At 69.2% G+C, this 22,852-nt stretch carries 13 protein-coding genes and 1 pseudogene; 8 read left to right on the top strand and 6 right to left on the bottom strand.

Going from position 1 to position 22,852, the window contains the following annotated elements; genetic code table 11:
* Positions 1–2: 2 nt before the first annotated feature.
* Positions 3–3,356 (bottom strand): type ISP restriction/modification enzyme, encoded by a 3,354-nt coding sequence (locus SXIM_RS11850; RefSeq protein ID WP_148236104.1) that lies wholly within the window; start codon positions 3,354–3,356, stop codon positions 3–5.
* Between the two features lie 301 nt (positions 3,357–3,657).
* Between SXIM_RS11850 and SXIM_RS11845 the strand changes: the two genes are divergently transcribed.
* From SXIM_RS11845 to SXIM_RS11835, 3 genes are read left to right on the top strand one after another with little or no spacing between them, the layout of a single operon-like run.
* Positions 3,658–4,947, top strand: coding sequence for a serine/threonine-protein kinase (locus tag SXIM_RS11845; RefSeq protein ID WP_046723891.1), 1,290 nt, complete (start codon positions 3,658–3,660; stop codon positions 4,945–4,947).
* On the top strand, positions 4,944–8,045 hold the full coding sequence (locus SXIM_RS11840) for a DEAD/DEAH box helicase (protein ID WP_246156877.1): 3,102 nt from the start codon (positions 4,944–4,946) through the stop codon (positions 8,043–8,045). Before SXIM_RS11845 ends, SXIM_RS11840 begins: the two co-directional genes overlap by 4 nt.
* Positions 8,042–13,714 carry a DNA methyltransferase family protein gene (locus SXIM_RS11835; RefSeq protein ID WP_046723890.1) on the top strand — a complete coding sequence of 1,891 codons (5,673 nt, stop codon included), beginning with the start codon at positions 8,042–8,044 and terminating at the stop codon, positions 13,712–13,714. Before SXIM_RS11840 ends, SXIM_RS11835 begins: the two co-directional genes overlap by 4 nt.
* A 174-nt stretch (positions 13,715–13,888) precedes the next feature.
* Here the strand turns inward: SXIM_RS11835 and SXIM_RS11830 are convergent, their stop codons facing one another.
* Together SXIM_RS11830 and SXIM_RS11825 are read right to left on the bottom strand one after the other, a co-directional pair.
* On the bottom strand, positions 13,889–14,134 hold the full coding sequence (locus SXIM_RS11830; protein ID WP_046723889.1) for a hypothetical protein: 246 nt from the start codon (positions 14,132–14,134) through the stop codon (positions 13,889–13,891).
* Between the two features lie 434 nt (positions 14,135–14,568).
* Positions 14,569–14,820 carry a hypothetical protein gene (locus SXIM_RS11825; RefSeq protein ID WP_046723887.1) on the bottom strand — a complete coding sequence of 84 codons (252 nt, stop codon included), beginning with the start codon at positions 14,818–14,820 and terminating at the stop codon, positions 14,569–14,571.
* A 133-nt stretch (positions 14,821–14,953) separates the two neighbouring features.
* On the opposite strand from SXIM_RS11825, the gene SXIM_RS11820 reads away from it, so the two are divergent.
* The 3 genes from SXIM_RS11820 (at position 14,954) to SXIM_RS11810 (ending at position 17,953) form a co-directional block, all read left to right on the top strand.
* Complete coding sequence (locus SXIM_RS11820; RefSeq protein ID WP_046723885.1) at positions 14,954–15,787, top strand: helix-turn-helix domain-containing protein; 834 nt, start codon at positions 14,954–14,956, stop codon at positions 15,785–15,787.
* Positions 15,777–15,986, top strand: a complete 210-nt coding sequence (locus SXIM_RS11815; RefSeq protein WP_078846892.1) for a DUF397 domain-containing protein — start codon at positions 15,777–15,779, stop codon at positions 15,984–15,986. Before SXIM_RS11820 ends, SXIM_RS11815 begins: the two co-directional genes overlap by 11 nt.
* A 221-nt stretch (positions 15,987–16,207) precedes the next feature.
* On the top strand, positions 16,208–17,953 hold the full coding sequence (locus tag SXIM_RS11810) for a hypothetical protein (protein WP_046723883.1): 1,746 nt from the start codon (positions 16,208–16,210) through the stop codon (positions 17,951–17,953).
* A 52-nt stretch (positions 17,954–18,005) separates the two neighbouring features.
* Here SXIM_RS11810 and SXIM_RS11805 read toward each other — a convergent pair whose 3' ends face one another.
* From SXIM_RS11805 to SXIM_RS11795, 3 genes are read right to left on the bottom strand one after another with little or no spacing between them, the layout of a single operon-like run.
* Positions 18,006–20,588, bottom strand: a complete 2,583-nt coding sequence (locus SXIM_RS11805) for an ATP-binding protein (protein ID WP_246156875.1) — start codon at positions 20,586–20,588, stop codon at positions 18,006–18,008.
* An 8-nt stretch (positions 20,589–20,596) separates the two neighbouring features.
* Entirely contained in the window at positions 20,597–21,268 is a 672-nt protein-coding gene (locus tag SXIM_RS11800) for a DUF6879 family protein (RefSeq protein ID WP_046723881.1), read from the bottom strand.
* Positions 21,261–21,530: a hypothetical protein gene (locus SXIM_RS11795; protein WP_046723879.1), complete on the bottom strand. Its 270-nt coding sequence runs from the start codon at positions 21,528–21,530 to the stop codon at positions 21,261–21,263. The genes SXIM_RS11800 and SXIM_RS11795 overlap by 8 nt, the downstream gene beginning before the upstream one ends.
* 314 nt (positions 21,531–21,844) lie before the next feature.
* Here SXIM_RS11795 and SXIM_RS11790 point away from each other — a divergent pair, with 314 nt between their 5' ends.
* Both SXIM_RS11790 and SXIM_RS28810 read left to right on the top strand, forming a co-directional pair.
* On the top strand, positions 21,845–22,114 hold the full coding sequence (locus tag SXIM_RS11790; RefSeq protein WP_046723877.1) for a hypothetical protein: 270 nt from the start codon (positions 21,845–21,847) through the stop codon (positions 22,112–22,114).
* A pseudogene (locus SXIM_RS28810) lies at positions 22,111–22,750 on the top strand (DUF6879 family protein). Before SXIM_RS11790 ends, SXIM_RS28810 begins: the two are co-directional and overlap by 4 nt.
* Positions 22,751–22,852 lie beyond the last annotated feature (102 nt).

The raw sequence follows: 22,852 nt of genomic DNA, 5'->3' as shown, positions 1-22,852 counted from the left end.
GCTCAAGCGGGTCGGCGAGGGCGTTTCCGAGGGGGCGGGGCCCCGGGATCGCCGGGCTCGAAGTCCAGTGTGTCCTGTGGGGAGGGTGCCGGGACCCGGGGTGCCTTCTTCGCGGACGGGGACACCGGCAGTACACCGAGGCGGGTGAGTTCGGGGCTGCTGATCTGCGGACCGGCGTCGATCGCGCTCAGCAGAGCCGCCTGATCAGGTTCCATCTTCACCAGCAGGCCCAGGACGTTGAGCACACGCAGCAGCTCTCTGGTGTACTCGGTGGGCCAGCAGTCGGGAAGGATGTCGTTCAGCGGGGTCTGCCGTTCCACGTCGGGCGCCCGCTTGCGGAAGCCGAACCACTTGCGGATCACCTGGACACCGCCGATGCGGTACTCCCACACCTCCCGGGGCACTGGGCTGATCGTGCCGGTGCCGACGGTCAGTGTGCGGGTGCTCGCGTCGTAGGTGATCGTCTCGGGCATGCCGCCCGGTGTGTCCCCGATCGGGTTGCGGCACAACGGGCGCTCCGCGTCCGGGAGGCGCGGGGTGCCGTGCGGGCGCCCCGCCGAGGGGTCGGCACAGCGTTCCCCGAACGTGTGCAGCCACAGAACGCGCCGTCCCGCCTGGACGGTGGCACGCCAGAGTTCGGGATCGCGGGTGAGCGGAATGCGGACTCCCCGGGAGGCCAGTTCCTGTTGATAGTGGGCGGTGTAGCCGGGGTGGGCGGCGACCCCCGCCGTGTAGCTGAAGATGTCCTCGGCCGGTACGGGGATGCCGAGGGCGCCGGACAGAGCGGCGGCCAGGCCCGGGGTGACATTCGGGAGGTTGCCGAACGGGTCGCGGTAGAGGGGGGTGACACGACCGCCTTCGGTCCCCTTGAAGTGGTGCATGTCGGGGAGCAGCGCGGTGAATCCGAGAGCGGGCCCCTGGCGTCCCGCTTCGGTGTGCAACTCGGTGAGATGGATCTGGCGGTCGCCCTGCGCGAGCCACAGCGGCGGACGGGGAAAGTCGATGACCCGGCGGTCCGCCACGATCCATTGTCGATCGAAGGTCATCCTGCCGTACGAGCACAGAACCGCGGAGTTGTCCGTCTCGGTGCTCAGGGTGCTACTCGCTCGCTGACCGGGCAGCGCCGGCTCGGCCTTGTCCGGGTGCCTGTCCCGCGTGCTTTTCAGGAGGTTCGGCTTGCGTGCCTTGGGAGCATTGACGAGGGCGCGCCAGCGTTCGCGCAGTGTGCTCTGATCGGGAGACACAGGCCAGCTGCGGTTGTTCTTGTTTCCCGGGCTGTGCCATGGCAGAAGATCTTCCAGCGACGGCATCGCCGACCAATCGCTTCCCGCCGCCGGCTGGAACGGGTCCGCCCAGCCGTTCGCGCACTCCTGCCACCCGCTCCCCGACCGGTGGCCGTCCGGAGTCAGCCCGTCCAGCCACGCGAACTTCGCTTCCCGGCTGCCCGCCGGCACGTCCAAGCGCCGTACCACGGCCGGTTCGTCCGTGTGTGGCTGCCCGCGCCGCACGAAGACCGCCACGCAGATCTCCCTGTGGACGCCGGCGAAGACCCTGGTTCCGACATCCGGGTAGGGGGAGTGCTCCGGGGTCAGGCCGATGATCCACCCCTCGTCGGCCACCCGGCGCAGATACTGCCGCATCCCCGCCGTGCCCGAACTGTCCAGGAAGCCGGAGTGGGTGATGAAGGCGATCACACCGGGCCGCGTCTCCCCCTCGTCCGACCCGGGCTCGGCCGTGGGGAGATCGAAGACCTTCCAGGCCGCCCACGCCCAGAAGTAGATGTAGAGGTTGTCCAGGGCGTACTGGGTACGGGCCGGTCCGGCTCCCCGGAACCGGTCGAGGATCGCGGTGCGGTCGTTGTCGTTGCCCTCGGCCACCCACCGTCCGAGACCGGCCCGCTTGACCCCGCGCCGGTAAGGGGGATTGCCGATGACGACCATGACCTGCTCGCGTGCCTTGACCTGGTTGGCGAGGCGGCGGTGCTTGGCGATGGCCTCGTAGTGGAAGCCGAGGTGGTGTTCGACGGCGGGGTCGTCCAGGGTGTCCGCCACGTGCAGCCGCAGTGAGTCCTCGGGGATCTCCGTTCCATGGGCCTTGAACGTGTGGCTGAGCCGCAGCTCCGCCACCGCGTACGGCCCGGTCTGCTTCTCGAAGCCGATCAGCCGCCGGGACAGATCCCGCAGGGTGCCCGGCACCAGCCCTTCGCCGAGTTCGTTCGCCTCGTCCTTGGCCACCCGGTCGATGATGTTGATGAGGAACGTTCCGGTGCCGGTCGCCGGGTCCACCACCGTGACGTCCTCGTCGCGGAACCCCTTGCGGCGGCCGAGTCGTTCCCGCAGCAGGGAGTCCGTGAAGCGGACCATGAAGTCCACGACCTCGTTGGGCGTGTAGTACGTGCCCGTCTCCTGCCGCAGCTTCGGGTCGTACGCGGACAGAAAGCGTTCGTAGAAGTGCAGGTAGGCGTCCCCGGTCCGGTCCTCGAACAGCGCCGGGTCCACGGCGGAGACCACCTGGACCATCGTGCCCACCACTCCCCGGAGATCGTCGAGCGCGTCGTCGGTGAGCACGGCGAGGGCCTTGCCCATGAGGGAGTGCGTCTTGCTCAGTTTGCCCGCCACTTCGCGCAGCGGCTGATCGGCGAGGTCGATGCCTTCGACGCGGGCGAGCAGCAGCGCGAAGGTCAGCGTCTGGGCGTACTGGTCGGCGAACTCCTCCCGCGTGGCGTCCGGGAAGAGCAGGTCACGCCAGTCGTTGGCGAGCACGGTGAAGGCCTGGCCGGTCTCCTGGCGGGTCTCGCGCTCCAGGCGTTCACGTACCTCCTCGCGCAGCAGTGAGCAGAGCCGGGCGATCCGGGGGACGAGGACGCCGACGCTGTCCGAGCGCGGCGGGGTGGCGTGGAGGAATCGCGTGATCAGTGCCTCGAATTCCGGGCCCGGGGTGAGCTCCCCGGCACGGAGATCGCCGGCCAGTACGGCGGTCGGGCCGACCTGTGCCCCTTCGCGGTACAGCGCCCAGTGCGTGCCGTCCGTGTACAGCACATTGGTCAGGGCGCGGAATTTCTCCCATTGCCTGCGGTCGTGGTCCTTCGGCCGCCACCGGGTGGGATCGACCCCTTTGCCGGGAGCTTTCAGCTCGATGTTCCCGATGATCCGGTTGCTGATTCCGATGGCGAAGTCGGGTCTGACTCTCAGGCTGGGGATGGGGCTTTGGCCGTGCGCCACCAGGGAGACGCCCTGTCGGCGGCCCATGGCGCGCAGCAGGGTTTCCACGGGTGTGGTCAGTGCGTCTTCTCTGCTACCGGGGCCGCGCAGTTTCGCGGCGACCTCCCGCGCGAAGACGGTCACGAGATGTTCCACGGAATCTGTGGGTGCGATGTGTGACTGGTGTTCTCCGGCATTTCGGCGCGACAACGTCCACCCCCCACCAGGGCTGATTCGGGTCGCGGTGAGCGTAGTGGAATGAGAAATATGGATGAAGAGGCCAACTCATGTTTATTTCATGCGGACTTCCTCTTATGGGGATAATGCGCTCCGTGGGCTTCATGGGTTCCCTGAGGCGGGTCGGGCGGATTGATCAGGACTTCCGGGTGGAGGCGCGGGTGACCGGATAGGCTGGGTCGCTCCGCCGGAGTGTGTGGGGTGTGGGGAGATCGTGAACATGATCCCGGAGCGAATCGGGCGTTATGTGGTGGTACGGGAGCTCGGTACCGGGGGCATGGGGGAGGTATTTCTCGCCTATTCGCCCGCCGGGGCACCCGTCGCCGTCAAACTGATCCGCGGGGACCGGCTCGATCCGCACGCCCGGCAGCGCTTCGAGCGGGAAGCGCTCATCGCCCGGACCGTCAGCGGCACCGACCGGGTCGCCCGCTTCCTCGACGCCGACCCGTACGCGGACCGTCCCTGGATGGCCATGGAGTACGTGCCCGGCGGCACGCTGCTGGAGGGTGTCGACGAGCACGGCCCGCTGCCGCCCGCGCTGGTGGCCAGCGCCGGTGCTCTCCTCGCCGAAGGGCTGTCCGCCGTCCACGCCGTGGGCCTGCTGCACCGTGACCTCAAGCCGCAGAACGTCATCATGGGCGAGGGCGGCCCCAGCATCATCGACTTCGGTCTGGGCGCCATCACCGAGGCCGGCCACGCCACGCTCACCCGATCCGGCGTGGTCATCGGCACCATCCGCTGCATGCCGCCCGAACAAGCGCTGGGCGAAGGCGATCCGAGCCCGGCGGGCGACGTGTACGGGCTCGGCACGGTGCTGCTGTACGCGGCGAGCGGCCACTACCCGTACGACGGGAACGGCTGGGAGGCCGTGCACCGAAAGGTCGTCCTGCGGGAGACCGCCCCGGACCTGAGCGGACTGCCGGCCGGTCCGCTGCACGACCTGCTGGCGGCCATGCTGGCGCACGACCCGCACGCGCGGCCCGGGCTGGAGGAGGTGGGGGAGATCTGCGCCACGCTGCTGCGGGATGCCGGACTGAGCCCGGCCCTGGGGCGCCGCGCCCTGATCACGCGTACGTTCCGCCCGGCGGAGACAGCGCCCGAGGAGAGAATGACCCCGTCGATCGAGGAGCGACTGCGGCGGCTGGAGGAGCAGTTCGGGGCCAGGCTCGACGAGGACGCCCTGGACGCGGTCGGCGCCCCACGGTCCGGTGACGCGGACGCGCCGGCGGAACCCGGCGCCTCCTCCGGCGCGCACGGCTCCGGCTCGCACCGCTCCCGCGCCGCCGACGGCCCCGGGGAGCCCGGCGCTCCGGCCGCCTCCGGCCGGAGCCCTGAGCAAGCGGCACAGCCGGGCCCCGCGGCCGGCACCACGCACCCGGAAACCGACGACAGCACCACCGCCACCGGCGCCCGGCAGCTCACGGGAGGTGGCCACAAGGCCCGCCTGCCCGCCTCCCGGCGCGTCGCCGACGAACTGCGCGCCGCCTACGCGACGGGACCCCAGCTGTGACGCACACCCCCACCCCCGAGCAGCCGCGACACACCGAGAACACCGGTGCCTCGCCCGCCTCCGGCCCGGACGCCGACAACTGGGCCCGCTGGCTCCCCGAACAGTCCGCCACCCCGCCGGACGAGCAGGGCGGACGCGCCCGGCGCCACTCCGGGTTCCCGCCCGGCGCACAGGTCATCGTCCGCGAGGAGCAGTGGCTGGTCCGCAAGTCCGAGAACATTGGCAACGGCGACACTCTGGTCGAGGTCACCGGCGTCAGCCCCTTCGTCCGCGACATCGAGGCCGTCTTCTACGACAAGCTCGACCACATCCAGCTCCTCGACCCGCACGCCACCACCCTGGTCCCCGACCGCTCCGCCAACCACAGCCGGGCCCGCCTCTACCTGGAAGCACTCATCCGCAAGTCGTTCCTGCCCCAGACCGAGCACGGCCTGGCCCTGGCCGACAACTTCCTCATGGACTCCCAGCGCCACCAGCTGCGCCCCGCCGAGCTGGCCCTGTCCATGGCCAACCCGCAGCCCAGGCTGCTGATCGCCGATGTCGTCGGCCTCGGCAAGACCCTGGAGATCGGCCTGCTGCTCGCCGAACTGATCCGCCGCGGCCGGGGCGAGCGCATCCTCGTGGTGAGCCCGCAGCACGTCCTCGAACAGTTCCAGCGCGAACTGTGGACCCGCTTCTCCATCCCCCTGGTACGCCTGGACTCCGCCGGCATCCAGCGCGCCCAGCAGGAAATCCCCTCCGGACGGAACCCGTTCGCCTACTTCAAGCGGGTCATCGTCTCCGTCGACACCCTCAAGAACAAGAACCTCTACGCCCACCACCTGGAGAACACCCGCTGGGACGCCGTCGTCATCGACGAGTCCCACAACCTCATCTCGCGCGGCTCCGAGCGCAACGCCCTCGCCCGGCTGCTGGCCCCCCGCACCGACGCCCTGATCCTGGCCTCGGCCACCCCGCACAACGGCGACCCGGCCTCCTTCGCCGAACTGATCCGGCTGCTGGACCCGGCCGCCATCGCCGACCCGCACCAGTACGAGGTGAAGGACCTCTCCCACCTCTACATCCGCCGCACCAAGACCAGCCCCGAGGTCCGCGAGTCCCTTCAGGGAGCCTGGGCGACGCGCGGCCCCTCACTCCCCGTGCACGCCCCGGCCGGCGAGAAGGAACAGGCCGTCCTCGCCGAACTGGCCGACCGCTGGATCCCGCGCGACGAGGCCACCGCGTCGGTCAGCGGCCACCAGCTGTTCCCGTACACCCTGCTGAAGTCGTTCCTCTCCTCCCACCACGCGCTGCTCGCCACCGTCACCACCCGGCAGCGCACCATCGCCAAGAGCCCCGACCCCGCCGCGCGGGCGGCCGAGAGCGCCGCCCTGGAGGACCTGCGCGCCCTCGCCGCCCGGATCGAGGACCGGGACTCTGCCAAACTCGCCGCACTCGTGGCCCAGTTGCGCGCCCTCGGCGTCGGCCCCGGCTCCGACACCCGCGTCGTGGTCTTCTCCGAGAGTGTGCCCACGCTCACCTGGCTGGGCGCGGCCGTACCCGCGGCCCTCGGCTTCCCGCTGACCGACCCGGAAGCCCGCGAGACCAACCCCAAGAAGCCCTGGCTCGCGTACGGCGGCACCGTCCAGGTGATGCACGGCGACGCCAACAGCGACGAGGAACAGCAGAAGATCGTCAGCGACTTCGGCCTCCAGGCCTCCCCGCTGCGCGTGCTGCTCACCGGCGACATCGCCTCCGAGGGCGTCAACCTCCACCACCAGTGCCACCAGCTGATCCACTACGACCTGCCCTGGTCCCTGATCCGCATCGAACAGCGCAACGGCCGTATCGACCGCTACGGGCAGGAACACAGCCCCGAGTTCCGCGCCCTCGTCCTCACCTCTGACATCCCCTGGCGCTCCGACCCCGAGACCGGCGAGCCACGGCCCCTGGACGACCGCTTGGTCGGTGAGAAGCTGCTCGCCCGCGAGGAACACGCGCACCGCATCGACGGGACGGCGGAAGCCGTCACCGGCCTGTACCGGGCGAAGGAGGAGGACGACCGGCTGACCAAGGACCTGATCGCCGGCCGCACGGTCGAACAGTCCATCGACACCTCCCGCAAGGCCGGCCCCTCCGTCATGGCCGGCCTGCTCGGCCGCGTCGAAGCGGCCCGGGCGCGCGGCGCCGAGGCCTCGGCGCAGGAGATTCCCCGCGCCGAGGTCCCCAGCCTCTTCGAGACCTCCGCCGACTACTTCGACGCCGCCATCCAGCAGGTCTGCGACGGCCGCGCCCCCGAGGACGTCCTGGCGCTGCGCCGCGAACAGGACGGCACCGTCGCCTTCGAGCCACCCGCCGACCTCCAGCACCGCTTCCGCGACCTGCCCCGCTCCTACCTGCGCGAACAGGGCGTCCTGCCCAGCGAGAAGAGCCCCGGCCGGCTCCGGGTCACCTTCGACAAGGCCCTCGCCGGCCGCCGCCTCAAGGCCGCGCTGGACTCCGCCGACACCCAGTGGCCCACCGTCTCCTACGTGAGCGACGTCCACCCCGTCCTGGACTGGCTCACCGACAAGGTGCTGGTGGCCTTCGGCCGCAACGAGGCCCCCGTGCTGTCCGCGCCCGTCCCCGGACCGGTCTTCCTCGTCCAGGGCATCTACTCCAACGCCCTGGGCCGCCCCACCGTCGTGGAGTGGATCGCCGTGACGGCGACCGGGGTGGCGGACGGGAGCGACGGCGCGCCGCCCATGACCGCGGAGCGCATGGACAACGCCTTCCTCGCCCGGTGCGGCGTCACCTCCCGCATGCCGGGACGCGCCGCCACCCCGGACGAGCTGGCACACCTGCAGCACCTCGTCCCCGGCGCCATGGAGGCCGCCCTCGGCCATCTCCGGGAACGGGAGGCCGCCTACGCGCGGCAGATCGAGGACACCCTCGCCCCGTACCGCAAGCGCGTCACCCACTGGAAGCAGGAGGCGATCGGCGGCACCGCCCGGCACCAGGCCGCGGTGACCGCCGATGAGCGGCTGCGACTGGTGAAGTCCATGGAAACCTCAGGCGAACCCATGCTGCGGCTGATGGCCGTACTGCACGGACCGGAAGGAGCGGCAGCCACCCGATGAGCGCCGAATTCCCCTCCCTCGTCAACCGCGGCGAGTACTTCACGGCCCACTACTACGCCGAGCAGCTGGGCACCGACCTGCGCAAGGGCCTGCTCGCCACCTGGTCGGTGCGGGAGAACGACGAGCTCGAACAGCGCCGCACGCCGCGCGAGGCCCTGCGCTCCCTGCGCATGGGCTACGTGACGGACGAGCGGCGCGGCTTCTTCACCCGGCGCGCCCACCGTGAGGACGAGGCCGGTGACGACGCCCTGGGCCTGCACACCCACCAGGACCCGGAGTGGCGCCGGCGGCTCACCGAGTGGCACCGCGAGATCCTGCGGGCCCTCGGCTACGGGGAACACGGGCCGGATCGGGGAGACGGGCCGGCCGACGCGCACAGCGACCCCGGATCCGAGGAGATCACCGTACGGCAGGCGGGACGCGATCACACCGTCCGTGTCGCCTGGCACGGCGACGGCATCATCGCCCTGGACTGCGGCTGGACGGCGGACACCGACGCCGCCGTGGAACCCGAGGGCCCCGGCCGTCTGCTGCACCCGGTACGGATCAGCGCCGCCGAGACCCTCACCTCGGGCGCCGCCCTCGCCTCCTGGCTCTTCCACAGCGACGCCATCACGAGCGGCGGCCCCGCCCCCGGACCCGACGCTTCCGGGCCCGGCGCCGACGACAGCGGCACTGACGCGCCCACGGCCGGAGACACCGAGGACAGTGCCCCCGCGACCACCAGCGAGGCGCCCCGCTTCGTTCTGCTGCTGGCCGGCGGCGTCCTCGTCCTCGCCGACCGCACCACCTGGGGCGAGGGCCGTCACCTCGCCGTCTCCCTGGACACCGCCCTCGAACACAACGACCGCACCCAGACCGGCGAACTCGCCACCATCGCCGCCCTCTTCAGCCACGAGGCACTGCGCCCCGGCGACAACGGCGAAGCACCGCTCATCGACGCGCTGCTCAAGTCCAGCGGTGAGAACGCGGTCGGCGTCTCCGGCGAACTGCGCCACGGCCTCCAGCGCTCCGTGGAGATCATCGCCAACGAGGTACTGGACCGGCTGCGCGCCACCGGCCTCACCCCGGCGGACATCGAGGACCCCGCTATCCCCATCGAGAAGGAACTCACCCGCGAGACACTGCGCTACCTGTACCGCGTCCTCTTCCTGCTGTACGCCGAGGCCCGCCCCGAACTGGGCATCCTGCCCGCGGACGACCGCACGTACGAGGCCGGGTACTCCATGGCCCGGCTGCGTGAACTCGTCGCCCGCGACGTCATGCTGACCGAGCAGGCCGCGCGCGACAGCTGCCACCTGTACGAGTCGCTGAACGTGCTGTTCGCCAAGGTCAACTTCGGCCACCGCCCCTACGGCACCGAGGAGTACGACGACCAGCCGGGCGATGACGAGGAAACCCGCCGGGAGAAGGCCGCCCGCCGCAGCCGTGACCGGGGCCTGCGGTTCGAACCGCTGCACAGCGTCCTGTTCGACCCCAAGTCGATACGGCTCATCGGCCGGGGCGTGCGCGACCCGCGCCGCACCGACGGCGAGGAACCGGCCTGGCTCGACCTGCGCCCCCGCAACCAGGCGCTGCACGAGGTTCTGCGGCTGCTCACCATGAAGCGCGCCGAGAAGCGCGGACGGCGCGGCGGGTTCATCTCGTACCGCAACCTCGGCATCAACCAGCTGGGCGCCGTGTACGAGGGCCTGATGTCCTACACCGGGCGCATCGCCGAGGAGGAACTGCGCGAGGTCGCCAAGAACGGCAAGCCGGAGGGCGGATCGTGGCTGATCCCCGCCAGCCGGCAGCAGGCGTACGACGACAGCGTGTTCGTCCACTACGGCGAGGAGGACGAGCGCAAGGGCCTGCGTGGGCGCAAGGTGTACGAGGAGGGCCGGTTCGTCTACCGGCTCGCCGGACGGGACCGGGAGACCTCCGCCTCGTACTACACACCCGAGTCCCTCACCAAGGTGACGGTCGAACTCGCCCTGCGGCACCTGCTGGACCAGGAGAAGGACGATGCGGGCGAGGTCGTGGAGACCCGGGCCGCCGAACTGCTCACCTACCGGATCTGCGAACCCGCCCTGGGATCGGGCGCGTTCCTCAACGAGGCCATCAACCAGGTCGCCGACGAGTACATCCGGCGGCGCCAGAAGGAACTGGGCCGGCCCATCCCCACGGCCGACCAGCTGACCGAGAAGCAGAAGGTCAAGGCGTACATCGCGCTGCACAACGCCTATGGCGTGGACCTCAACGCCACCGGCGTGGAGCTGGCCGAGGTGTCGATGTGGCTCAACACCATGCACCCCGGCATGCGCGCCCCCTGGTTCGGCCTGCATCTGCGGCGCGGCAACTCGCTGATCGGCGGGCGGCGCGCCGTGTACGCGGCGGAGGATGTGGTCGCCAAGGAGAAGCTCTGGCTCAAGCCGAAGGGCGGACTGCCGCCGACCGACCTGCCGTTCCGGGCCGGGGGCGGGGGCGAGACCGGGGACGAGGCCGAGCGGCAGGAGTTGCCGGACGGCGCCATCCACCACTTCCTGCTCCCGGCGCCCGGATGGGGTGCGGTGGCGGGCGAGGCCGAAGCCAAACGGCTGGCGCCGGTACAGGCGGAAGCACTGGCGAAGTGGCGGCGCGGCATCCGCAAACCGCCGAACGCCAAGGCGACGGGCGGCAGGCGTTCCCAGCTGGAGCGGATGCAGGCGGTGGCCCGGCGGGCGGAGTTCCTGTGGGACCTGGTGATCCGCCGGATGCAGCTCTCGGAGGAGGAGATCTCCCGCCGGATCGAGGTGTGGGGCGCGGACCCGGCCGACCCGGAGTACGCCTTCCTGCGGTGGCCCGACCAGCCGGTGCCCAAGGAGAAGGTTTTCCGGGACCTGTTCGGGACCACCGGGACGCCGTACTGGCGCCTGAAGACGGTCATGGACGCCTGGTGCGCGTTGTGGTTCTGGCCGGTGGACAAGGCCGGTCTGGTGGACGGCACGGACGCGGTGTACGAGGAGACCGCCAGTAGCGCACGCGTCGTCACGGAGTCGGTGCTGGCTGCCCTGCCCCAGGTGGGCGAGCAGCGACGGGACCCGGAACCGCCGCAGCCGCAGCAGAAGCCGGAGCGGGAACCGCAGCCTGTCGCGGCCAAGGCGGTGGCCGCTGCCGGGATGCTGCCGGAACAGGGCGCCATGTTCGTCGTGGACGGCGAACAGACCTCGCTCTTCGCCGAGATGGTGACGGGGGAGGAGGACAGCGGGACGAGCCGGGAGCGCCTGGCCGAGTCGGCTCCTCAGCCCAGGCGCAGGCAGAAGAAGACCGCCCCTGGCGGCTCGAAGGCCGGCACCCCGACCCCGAGCCGTGGCATGGAGGGCCGCCGGGCCCGCATCCCGCTGGCAACGTTCGAGGACTGGCTGGACTTCGCCGAGGCCCTGCTGGGTACTTATGGCGAGGCGGGCGACCTGCTGGAGGCGGACAGTCTCCTGTCCCTGGACGACATCGAGGCGTACGAGCGCGGCCTTGAGGCCCTGATGGGCATGGACGAGGTCTGGCGCCTGGAGGAACGCTTCCCATGGCTGGCCGTGGTCCAGGAGATCGCGGCGGAACAGGGATTCCTGCACTGGGAACTGGACTTCGGCTTCGTCTTCTCCCAACGGGGCGGCTTCGACTTGCAGGTGGGAAACCCGCCCTGGGTGCGGCCCCGGTGGAACGAGCCGGCGGTGCTGGCGGAGTTCGACCCGTGGTTCCTCTTGCAGGAGAAGGCATCGAATTCCGAGAAGGTGCGGCGGCGGGGCGAACTGCTCGAGGATCGCCGAGCTAAGGACTATGTGCTTCGGGAGTTGACTTCTACAAGTGGTACAGTGGCTATATTTGGCTCATCGCAGATGTACCCATTCATTGAGGGAACGCAGCCGGACCTCTACCGGGCCTTTATGTGCCAGACATGGGACCATGCATCAGCTCATGGGACGGTAGGGCTCGTGCATCCTGATAGCCACTTCAGTGGCGACAAGGAGTTGACGCTAAGGGAGAACGCTTATTCTCGGCTGCGGGTGCACGCTGATTTCCTTAACCCTGGACATCGATTCTTTCCTCGTCCGGTTGATGAGAATACTCATTTCGGCGTGCATATTTACGGATCCCGGCGCGAGATCGCTTTCGATCACCTGTCATGGCTGGTATCTCCAGATACCCTGCGATACTCGGGGATTCACGATGGTTCTGGTGAATTCCCTGGAATCAAATTGAATGGTGACTGGGATGTGCGTCCGCATCTCAGTCGTGTTGTGAGAGTGGATCGAGATCTTCTGGCCCGATGGCAACGACTGGATAGCCGAATGGGAGGCCCGCCCGAGCAGGGGCGCCTTCTTTCCTTGGTGAGTACCGGGGAGATGAAGGGAATTGATGCAATTGCCTCCTACCCTTTCCGGTTGGCTGATGAAAATCCCCAAATTTCATCCGGGTTCCACGAGTCCAGCGCGAAGAAAGAAGGGTTGATTAAGTATGAACTTTCGCAGCCCGAATCATGGGGGGAGGTTGTTCTCAAGGGTGTTCAGATCGCTCTAGGTACGGCCATCTTCAAAGATCCAAATGCGGGCAGTAATGACGTACTGGGTCGCAATCTCCTTAACATTCCCGATGGGGATGTTCCGTCTACGGAGTACGTGAGGGCTGTAAGTACTGCAGCCTACCGGGCTGCGCAGGATGCCTGGGTCGATTGGCGCCTTTTCGATAGCCTAATTTCCTCTCCTGAAGAGCTTGAGGCTGCAAGGGGAAAAATCTCGGCATCGCTAGCAGGCTCGAATTTGGAAGTCGATGAAGACTCACTGCGTGAATATCTCCAGGGAAAATCTAGGCGACCGTACTCGGACTTTTATCGACTTGCATGGAGAAGGCAGGTTGCCCCTAACACTGAGCGCAGCTTGTATGCCGCGATCATTCCCCCCGGGGCTGTTCATGTTAATGCAATTCACAGCCTGGCCATGGAAAATAACCGGCAGACGGCTTTGGTTTCTGGATTCTGGTCATCCATTCCGCTGGATTATTTGCTGAGAGTTAGCGCCAGGAGTGATCTAGGTGTTGTGGGTGCGCGAAATTTTCCAACCCCGGTAGCGGGACATCCGCTATCCGCCCCCCTGCTATTGCGAACCCTGCGCCTAAATTGCCTGACAAGTGCCTATGGCGAACTCTGGAATGACGTCTATGAAACTTCCTGGCAGCGGGAACCATGGGCTTACCCGTGGTCCGACCTTCAACCGTTGGGTGATGTGAGCCGACTTTGGGGCCGATCGACTCCATTGCGGTCCGAGCGAGCTCGGCGGTCGGCACTGGTTGAGCTCGATGCACTCGTGGCGGTTTGGATAGGAGTCTCGGCTGACGCGCTTATCGCTATGTATAGGTCTCGCTTTCCAGTCCTTCAGAGATACGATGACTCTACGTGGTTTGACGTAGACGGCTGGAAGATCGCTGGAGTGCACCGCACTCATGGGCAGCGCCAGAAGAAGGAACACTGGGAGCAGTTCGAGCGTTACCTGGAAGATCCCGAGAACACTCCGCCGCCAGAGGGGTACACTGCTCCGTTCTACAAGGCTGACCGGGAGAAGGAGATGCGCGAGGCGCATGCCGTGTTCAAGGCTCGGCTGGATGCGGCTATCGCTCGGGGGGAGTGGGATCCCGAGACGCATTCGGTTCCGGGGACGTGATGGTGCGCTCTCGGTATTCGCGTACGCGGTCAGCCACCCAGCGGTGGCAGTCCCAGCAGGCGAACACCGGAGCGTAGCCGCCGTGATAGCGGGCCGTGCCGTACCAGGTGACCGGCACGGCCTCGTTGCGGCACATCCAGCACAGGCCGAGGTGCCACGACGCCAGTGGCGTGTTCACGCGCCGCGCTGCCTGCGGTAGGGCCGGCGGGCCGGGGCGCACTGGCGGGTGGCTGTCAGAACCGTCTCGGTGTGGATGGTCAGGATCTCGCCCGAGAAGAATTCCATCCGCTTCATGCCGCCCCGCAGTTGCGTCAGATCGATCACCAGGAGTGGACGCCCGCCCACCGTGATGATGTCCCCGCACTGGACGGTGTTCGCGTTGACGGTTACCCGAGTGGGGATCTTGCCCGGGGTGCTCACTTCTTCTCCTTCAGCTGATGTTGGTGGCAGCGGCACACGCAGACGTCGAACCTGATGCCGAGCTTGGTCAGGGGAGAACGGGCCGTTCCGTCCCGGCAGTCGTCGTGCCGCTTGAGGTGGCAAGGCGACGAGACGTACACCGCCTCTGCCTGCGGATGGGTCACCGGGCGCCACACCTGCGGGGCCTCCCGACGTGGATGTGGCGGCAGTCGATGGTGATTCCCAGGCCGGCGAGATGGAACGTTCAGTGGCGGAGACGACAGGTGCAACCCGTATCCGCGCGGTGGTTGGCCGGAACGAGCACCCCCGTCAGGCTGTGGCCACTCCGGGTGAGGGCATGGGTAATACAGTGGGGCACTGTCATCAGCTCTTTTTCTCTCTCTCGGCTGGTGGCCATGCCCCGGGACGGGGGCAACCGTCCCGGGGTCCCTGCGTCAGTCGATCTTCTGACGCTCCGCCGCGCGCCTCAGCACGGCGGTGAGCAGTTCCACGGTCTGCACGTTGCAGCGGCCCAGGTTCACGAGCGGACAGGCGTTCCGGGCGGCCATGGTCATGGGGTCGAGACCGAGGGACGGCAGGGTGATGCCGTTGGCCCTGAGCGCGGCGTCCAGCTCATCGCGGGCGTCCTGCACCAGATTGGTCAACCGGGCGGATTCGGCGGGTCTCTTGCGATGGGCGTTTGTCATATCGCGTTCCCGGAAGGTGAGTCGGTGCGCTGATTATTTCAAGGATTGCCCGGGAAGCGTGCTGACAACAGCGCTACGCTGTGACTAATTGACCCTGGTGTACAGCCAGTTGGGCACAAGGAGGTCGTGCGCAATGGAACTCAATCCCGAAGATGGCACCCGGGCTACCCCTGCGAGTTCCCTGGCGCGACGAGTGAGGAGGGCCCGGGAGAAGGCCGGAATCTCCCTCCGGGATATGGCTGCGCAGATCAACTTCCCGCACTCGTATATCCATCGCATTGAGACGGGGAAACAGCTTCCGTCCGATGACCTGGCCAAGGCATTGGATAGGTTTTTTGACGCCGAAGGACTGTTTGTCGAGTTGCTGGAGATGGCCCGGGACCACTCGCTGCCCGACTACGGGCGCGCAGTGCTTGCGAAGGAGCCATTGGCCCTCCGCATCCAGACGATGACCAGCACCGTTGTGCCGGGACTGCTACAGATCGAGGACTATGCCCGTGAGCTCATTCGGATCGGACATATCTGGGACTCCGAGGATCAGTTGGAGAGTTGGGTAGCCATCCGTATGCGGCGCAAGCAGATCTTTGACCGGAAGGTGCCCCCTCATCATGCGGTGCTTATGGACGAAGCGGTCCTTAAGCGCCCTATTGGGGGCATCACGTGCATGGCATCGCAACTGGAACACCTTCTGCAGGTCTCCGAGAGCGTCTACAGTACGGTTCTGGTGCTGTCCTTTTCATGTGGGGCGCACTCGCTCCCCGGGGGTAGCGCAACGCTGCTGACGCTGGAAGACGGGACGACGGTTGGCCACGTAGAGGGCATCATGGTGGGCGAGCCGGTTGTCAGCCCGGACAGGCTGGTCAAGCTGGCGCGAAAGTTCGACATGGCTCGTTCTAAAGCTCTTCCAGAGCAAGATTCCGTCGAATTGATCCGCCATTACCTGAGAGGATACGTAAGTGGAGGCTAAAAATCCTTCGTTCTCGGCGGCAGATGTCTCTTGGCGCAAGTCGTCATACAGCAATGATGAGGGCGCTGAATGCGTCGAAGTCGCCGACAACCACCCCCACGCCATCCCCGTCCGGGACAGCAAAACCCCCGCCCACCCCCACCTCCTCATCCCCCGGGGCTCCTGGCAGGCGTTCGTGACCCACCTCAAGCAGGGCTGACGGCGGCAGTCCGGAGTGGCTGCCTGCGACCGGCGGTCGTCGCAGGCAGGGGCCGTCCACGTAACCTCCCACTCCGACGCGGCCTGTGGCCCCGGGTCTGCCGCCGGGCCCCGCCGTATCGACCCGGCGGATTCGGCCACACCGCACGGTGCGGGCCCTTAAACTCCGCGATGACGCTGACGGCATCCGGCTGTTGCGCGCTGTCACGGGGGAGGACACGCATGCAGGACCCTTCGGACTCGTCGGAGCACCGCGAGCCTGAGGAGGCCGGCCGGAGCGGGCCCGCCGACGTGCCGGGCACCGGGGGGCCGACCGGCGACGTCCCCGCCGACGCCGCGACCACGTCAACGGTCGTGGCGGAGGTGCTTCCCGGGATCGCCGTTGTCTTCGGCCACCAGCTCCCCGCCGAGTTCAAGGGAGCCTTGACCGACTTCGGGCTCGTCTCGCCCGCCGACCGCGAGAACATCTCCGCCGTCCTCGCCTCCGTCGGCGGCATGGCGACCGTGGGAGGCAACCTCGGCAACGCCTTCACCAGCGCGCAAGGGCTCTACCGCATCGGTGACGCGGGGCGGACCCTGCTGAACTCCGGTGCGACGCTCGCCGTCAAGGACGGCGCGAACCTCGGAGCGGTGCTGGTCAACGGCAAGATCGTCCATCAGGTCCGCTGGGTCCCCGTGCGCGCGATGAGCGCGGCACGGACCACGGCCGCGATCGGGCCCGCGCTGGCCATGGTCGCTCTCCAGTTGCAGTTGAGCGAGGTCGCGGGGCTCGTCAAGACCAACATCGAGCTGACCCGACAGGTGCTCAGCGCCATCCGCACCGAACAGCGCGCCGAACTGACCGGCCTGTGCGCCACCATCGATCGTGCCCTCGACCAGGCGCGGGAGATCGAAGCGGTCCCCGCCTCGCTGTGGGAGAACGTCGCGGGCAGCGAGGTGTCGCTGCGCAAACAACTCAACCTCTACTCGGAGAACATCGTCATCCACGTCGCCCGGATCGACGGTGCCGACCCACGTCGCCGTCGGGAGTACCTCCAGGCGCATGCCGAAGCCATCGTCTTCGACACCTTCGCCCTCCTGGACTCCCTCAAGGCCTGGACCGGATACCAGGCGCTGCGCGTCGGGCGGGCGCGAGACTCCGGACGTGCGGATGCCACCGAGGCACGGTATGCCGATGTCCTGGTGCGTGACACCCGCGCCGAGTTCGACGCGGCGCTCGCCGGGATGACGGGCCTGGTCGCCTCGCTGACCCGGGAACTGCGCGTCATCGCCCTGCTCACCGGACGCGAAACACGGACACCGTCACTGACCGGGAAGCAGAGGAACGCGAAGACGGCTCGCGAGATCTCCGGCCGTCTCCTGGAAGCGATCGAGCCCCTCGCCCGCGTACTCCATCCGCCTGCCCCGCCGCTGACGGTTCCCGAGATCGTGTGCGCACCCGGGTCGCTGGACCCCGAGCCGTACCTGGGCATCCTGCGCTGGTTCCTCCAGGACGGTGAGACGCTGCGGGCTCTCGGCTTCCCCGAACAACTCGACTCCCTCGGCCCGCTGTCCGCGCTCCTGGGCGGAGCGAAGGAGAAATTGGCCGCCGTGCGGGACAAACCGGCCAGGACCCTGGTGGCCGTCACGGACCGCCGCGTCATCACGGCCAGGACCACCGTGTTCCTGGAGCAGGGCGAGATCGCCCAGGACATTCCGATCGATCAGGTGCGCTATGTGCGGTCGGCGGCCTCACCGGACAAGGGCGGGCGCGTGGCGATCGACCTCATCACCCGTGACGAGAACATCCGCTGGCTGTTCCCCACCGACATCGGCAGCCCGCACGTGCACGGGCTGGCCGCCGTACTGGCCGAGTCGATGACCATCCCGGACGCCGAACGCCGGGATCTGCGGCAGCGGGGCCACACCGCCCTTCAGACGGGTACGAGCGGCGGCGAGGACAAGGGGCTGACAGAACCGTCCGGCTGACGCCCGGGCACCACGGCTTCCCGCCGCCCCCGCCAGGGCGCGTGCGGCGGGTTCAGGCCAGCAGCGCGGTGAGGCGCTCCCGGAGCGCCACGGAGCGTGCGTCCTCGTAGGGAGTCAGCAGCCGGAGCGCCGCCGCCCGGTGCTGTGCGGCGGCGCTCCGTGGGTCCGCCGCTGCCTCCTCCGCCTCCGCCTCCGTGTCCGTCCCCGTTTCCGCGGCGGCCCCGTCCCCGTCTCCCGCCGCTTCGAGGGCCCGCGCCAGGAGTTCCAGCGCCAGCGCCTCGTGCCACGCGTCGCCCAGCTCCCGCTGGACGGCGGCCGCCCGGCGGGCGAAGCCGGCCGCCAGGTCCGGGCGTCCCAGCGCAAGGTACGTCTGGCCGGTCTCCCACCACGCCAGCGCCTCGCGCCCTCGCAACCCCAGCCGCCGGTGCAGGGCGGCCGAGCGCTGGTAGCCGGCCAGGGCATCGTGGGGCAGCCCGTTGGCGCGCTGTGCGTTGCCGAGGGTGATGAGCCAGTACGCCTCGCCGATGTGGAACCGCAGCTCAAGAGCGAGGTCCACGGCCTCCTTGGCCGAGGCCAGCGCCGCCCCTACCCGGCCCGCCTCGTTCTGGAGGGCGCTCAGCAGGTGCAGCGCGTTGCCCCTCGGGCGCAGGCCGGCCGGGCCCATTCCGGCGAAGACCGACAGTGCCTCCCGCACGTCGGATTCCGCCCGGTCCAGCAGCCCGGCCCGGTACCGGGTCTCGCCCCGGTTGGCCAGGGCGAGAGCGTACCGGTGGCGTTCGCCCAGCATGTCCCACTGTCCGAGAGCCCGGACGAACCAGCTCTCCGCCTCCCCCAGCCGACGGTCGCGCAGTTCGGTCACGCCCAGCAGGTTCAGGGATTCGGCTACCCCATGCGCGTCCCCGAGCTCCCGCCGGATCGCCAGTGCCTGCTTGTGGTGCTCTCTGGCCGGCGCGGCCCGCCCCGCCTGGGTGTGGGTCATGCCGAGCCGTTCGTGCAGCAGCGCCTCCACGGCACGGTCGCCCTCCGCGCGCGCCGCGCGCAGTCCGGCCGTACCGATCGGCAGCCAGCCCGCCGCCCCACCGGAGGGTGGCAGCGCGTCACGGAGGAGAGTCGCCAGCAACGAGAGCCGCCGTCGTTCACCGGCGCGTTCCGCCGCGCGGGCCAGCGGGAGGGCGTTGGCGTACTCCGTCTCCGTCCAGTTGACGGCCTGGTCGTAGTCGGCGAACGTGACGGCCGGCACACCCTCGGCCGGCCGGTCGAGGGCCACGGGCGCACCGTCCGGGGACAGCCGGGAGCGGGCTGCCGCGACCCCGTGCAGATACCAGTCGAGCAGCCGGCGCAGCGCCTCGCCACGCTCCTGTACCGTCTCGTCGCGCTCCGCCTGGTCCAGCGCGTAGGCGCGCAGCAGGTCGTGGAAGGTGTACCGGTCGGGGCCGCTCTGTTCCAGCAGGTGCGCGCCCACCAGGGTGTCCAGCAGTTGCCGTGCGCGCCGCCGCTCCGTCCCGGACAGCGCTGCGATGGCGTCCAGCCCGAAGCCCTGGCCCGGATGCAGGCCCAGCAGCCGGAAGATCCGGGCGGCGGGCGGGGGCAGCGCACGGTAGGACCAGGCGAAGACGGTGTGGACGGCCTCCGCCTCGTCGCCGTCACCCGCGCCCGCGCTGAGGGCGTCCCACAGGCCGGAGGCGTCACGCAGCTCATCGATCAGCCGGCCGAGGGGCAGGTGGGGGTGCACCGCGGCACGTTCGGCCGCTATGCGCAGAGCGAGCGGCAGCCGGGCGCACAGGCGTGCCAGCTGGGCGAGAAGTTCCGGGTCATCGCCGTGTCGGTGGCGGGCGGTGACGGCGCGCAGCAGGGCGACGGCTTCCGGCTCCGGCAGGACTCCGAGGGTGAGGCGGTGCGCTCCGTCCCGGATGGTCAGGCCCGGCAGGCGTTCGCGGCTGGTGACGATGGCCAGCGAACCGGCCGTTCCGGGCAGCGCGGGCCGCACCTGAGCCGTGGTGGCCGCGTTGTCGAGAAGGACGAGCACGCGGCGGTTCGCCAGCAGGGAACGGTAGAGCGCCGCCGCCGCGTCGAGGTCCTGCGGCACCGCCGGGGCGGGGACACCCAGGGACGTGAGGAAGTACCGCAGCGCCTGCCCGCCGGAGAGCGGTGATCCGGGGTCGTAGCCGCGCAGATTGACGTACAGCTGGCCGTCGGGGAACGCGCCGCTGACCCGATGGGCCCAACGCAGCGCAAGGGAGGTCTTGCCCGCTCCGGCGGTGCCGGCGATCAGGCAGACCGTGGCCGCCGGTTCCCGGCGGTCGGTGCCGCCGTCGGCGGTGCCGGCGTCCGGGCTCGTGCCGATGCCGCCGGAGTCGGAGGCGGCGCCGAACGGACCGTCCATGCCGGTGAGGACGGCGTCCAGCTCGGCGAGCTGTTCCGTGCGGTTCACGAAGCCTCGGGGCGCTGAGGGCAGTTGCCGGGGCGGGTCGCGCCGTGCGGGCTCGCCGGAGGGGTGAAGGGCGGGGGAGTGGAAGTGCACTCCGCCGGTGATGCGGCCGGCCTGGACGGCGTCTCGTGCCGAACCCGACAGCTCGGACCAGCTGCCGGTGGTCGGCCACTGCTCGCTGTCCTCGTGTCCGCCGGCGTCCGGCACCGTGCGCTCTACCTCTCCGGTTCGCTGACGCGCGGTGCGGCGGGCCGGATGTACGGCTCGGTCACCGTCGGCGGCGGGAGGGGAGCCACCTCACGGTCGTGGAAGGCCACCATGTCCCGACCATGCGCGAACAGTTCCCGCAGGAAGCGTTCCCACGGCCGGACGAGCGCCGGATCGGTGAAGCGGATCGCCCCGTCCAGCAGGCCGTCATCGGTGTACTGGACGTGGTAGAGCCGCTCACCGCCGAGGACGACCAGTTCGGGCAGGTGAGCGTCGCTCTCGTAGGGGCGGACGGTCGAGCCGTCGACCACCCGGACCGGAGCCCCGCATTCCGCCTGCTGCCGCAGGGAGGTCAGTTCCCACTGGAGATAGGGCGTCAACGGCCGCTCCACCACCCGCACCCGGTGGAAGAGATGGCCTCGGCCCCGGCTCTCCCGTTCCGTGCGCGCCTGCTCCTCGCGGCGCTCTTCCAGCAGCCGCAGTGAACGTTCCCAGTCGCCGTCCCGGTGTGCCTGCCAGCTGGGGTTGCGCGGCTCCTGGAAGCTCTGCCGGCGCTCCAGCTTCCACGAGGACCGGTGCGCGACGGCATCGTGGAAGGGCCAGAAGTCCGCCGGGTATCCGTCACGGGCCAGCCGGTCCCCGGCCGAGGGATCAAGGGCCGGTGGGTGCTCGTCAGACATCCTGAATGTCCGCCTTGGCCGCGCTCAGTGTGGTGCCCGGGATGATGACGATCCGCTCGTCCGCAGCGACCTTGGCGTCCGCCGGGAGTCTCCCGAGATAGGCACTCGTCAGGTCGCGCCCGATGACGGCGATGTCACCGTTGTCGAGCTGCCAGATGTCCGGGCAGCCGTCCCTGTCATTGGTGTGGCCCAGCTCCGCCGGCGATTTGCCCAGCCGGCGGGTGAAGGAAGCGGTGCGATCCGCCTCCCATGGACGGGTCATGGTCCCCCCTGGCGCTGGAAATCTTCGGACCTTTGTGCGTCATGGCTGACGTTTCCTCAGGTTAGGAAGCGGCCTGCACGCGTGCAAGGGAGCGCGGGGAGCGTCAACCCGAATGAGGTGTACGCCCGGTGTGGTGTTGACCTGAGGTGGTGCGTGGCTGGTTCACGTGAGGCGACCGCTCGCATTCCGCACCACCGACCGGACCGGAGGGAGCGGCCGGACAGCCGCTACGCCATTGTCGCGGGCCCCCGCGATTCCCTACACTGAGTGACGGGCATCACACGCCCTGATCGGCTCGCGAGGGGGAAACGGCCATGGAAAGTCGCTGGGAGGCGGACCCGTCCGCCTTATTCGCCCGCCGACTGGGCAAGTCGGCACAAGAACTGGGCAACTCCGACGAACGCGATCAGTGCCCCGACATCTGGCAGCTCGACAACGGTGACATCGCCGTCATCGGGCGCGATCTGACCAGCGCGTACCGCTCACGGCTTCCGGCGGGCGTCACGCTCGCCGCGGACGAGCGACTGGTCGTCATCCCCGGCAATATGCTCAGCGCGGCCAAGGCAGACATCCCCGATGCGTGACCTGGACCTCCCCACCCTGGATCTTTCACAGGGCACCTGGTTGGAACCCCGCCTACCGCCGGGACTTCCGGGAGCGGACCGCCGGAATCCGGGACGGCGGCTCCTGGAAGCTGGAACGCGCGCAGCACTTCGAGGAGCCGGCCAACCGCAGCCCCAGCCGCGAAGCACTCCGCCAGGGCGAGTGGGAAGCCTCCCTGCGGCTGGAGGACCGTCGCGAGAGTCTCCTGAACGCCTGGCGAGAGGACCAGCGGCGCAACTACGTGTTCCACCGGGTGCGGGTGGTGGAGTGGCCCCTGACCCCCTACGTCCAGTGGGAACTGCACTCGCTGCGGCAGCAGTCCGCGTACGGCGGACGCCGTGCGGGCCCGGGAGACCCGGGGCCGCCTCCCCGAGATCGTCACCCACGACGGCTCCGCCCTCCACCACGTCCGCTACTCGGAGGCGGGGGACCCGCAGGGGGCGTATCTGTTCACCGACCCGGCGGTCGTGAGGCCTTGGGAGGACTACATCAAGGGCCTCTTCGAAGCAGGCGAAGACGTACGGACCTACGTCGAGCGCGACGTGGCACCGCTGCCCCCACCACGGCTCACCATGGCGGGGACACCGGCGGCGGACACGGAGCAGCGGACACGGTGAGTGCGGAGAACGAACTGTCGGTGGTGCCGAGCCGGGGCCGGCTGTCCGGCCTCGCCGTACGGGTCGGCGCCCACCGCCTGACCCTGGGGACCCTGCCCGAGC

This window comes from Streptomyces xiamenensis (assembly GCF_000993785.3).
Classification (GTDB): Bacteria; Actinomycetota; Actinomycetes; order Streptomycetales; family Streptomycetaceae; genus Streptomyces; species Streptomyces xiamenensis.
Note: the sequence above shows the minus strand (reverse complement) of the source record. Positions and strands in the feature narration are given on the sequence as shown.

Bases quoted from the DNA above. Each gene is read 5' to 3' on its own strand.
- SXIM_RS11845 (WP_046723891.1), top strand. From the start codon at position 3,658: ATGATCCCGGAGCGAATCGGGCGTTATGTGGTGGTACGGGAGCTCGGT.
- SXIM_RS11835 (WP_046723890.1), top strand. From the start codon at position 8,042: ATGAGCGCCGAATTCCCCTCCCTCGTCAACCGCGGCGAGTACTTCACG.
- SXIM_RS11825 (WP_046723887.1), bottom strand. From the start codon at position 14,820: ATGACAAACGCCCATCGCAAGAGACCCGCCGAATCCGCCCGGTTGACC.
- SXIM_RS11820 (WP_046723885.1), top strand. From the start codon at position 14,954: ATGGAACTCAATCCCGAAGATGGCACCCGGGCTACCCCTGCGAGTTCC.
- SXIM_RS11810 (WP_046723883.1), top strand. From the start codon at position 16,208: ATGCAGGACCCTTCGGACTCGTCGGAGCACCGCGAGCCTGAGGAGGCC.
- SXIM_RS11800 (WP_046723881.1), bottom strand. From the start codon at position 21,268: ATGTCTGACGAGCACCCACCGGCCCTTGATCCCTCGGCCGGGGACCGG.
- SXIM_RS11795 (WP_046723879.1), bottom strand. From the start codon at position 21,530: ATGACCCGTCCATGGGAGGCGGATCGCACCGCTTCCTTCACCCGCCGG.
- SXIM_RS11790 (WP_046723877.1), top strand. From the start codon at position 21,845: ATGGAAAGTCGCTGGGAGGCGGACCCGTCCGCCTTATTCGCCCGCCGA.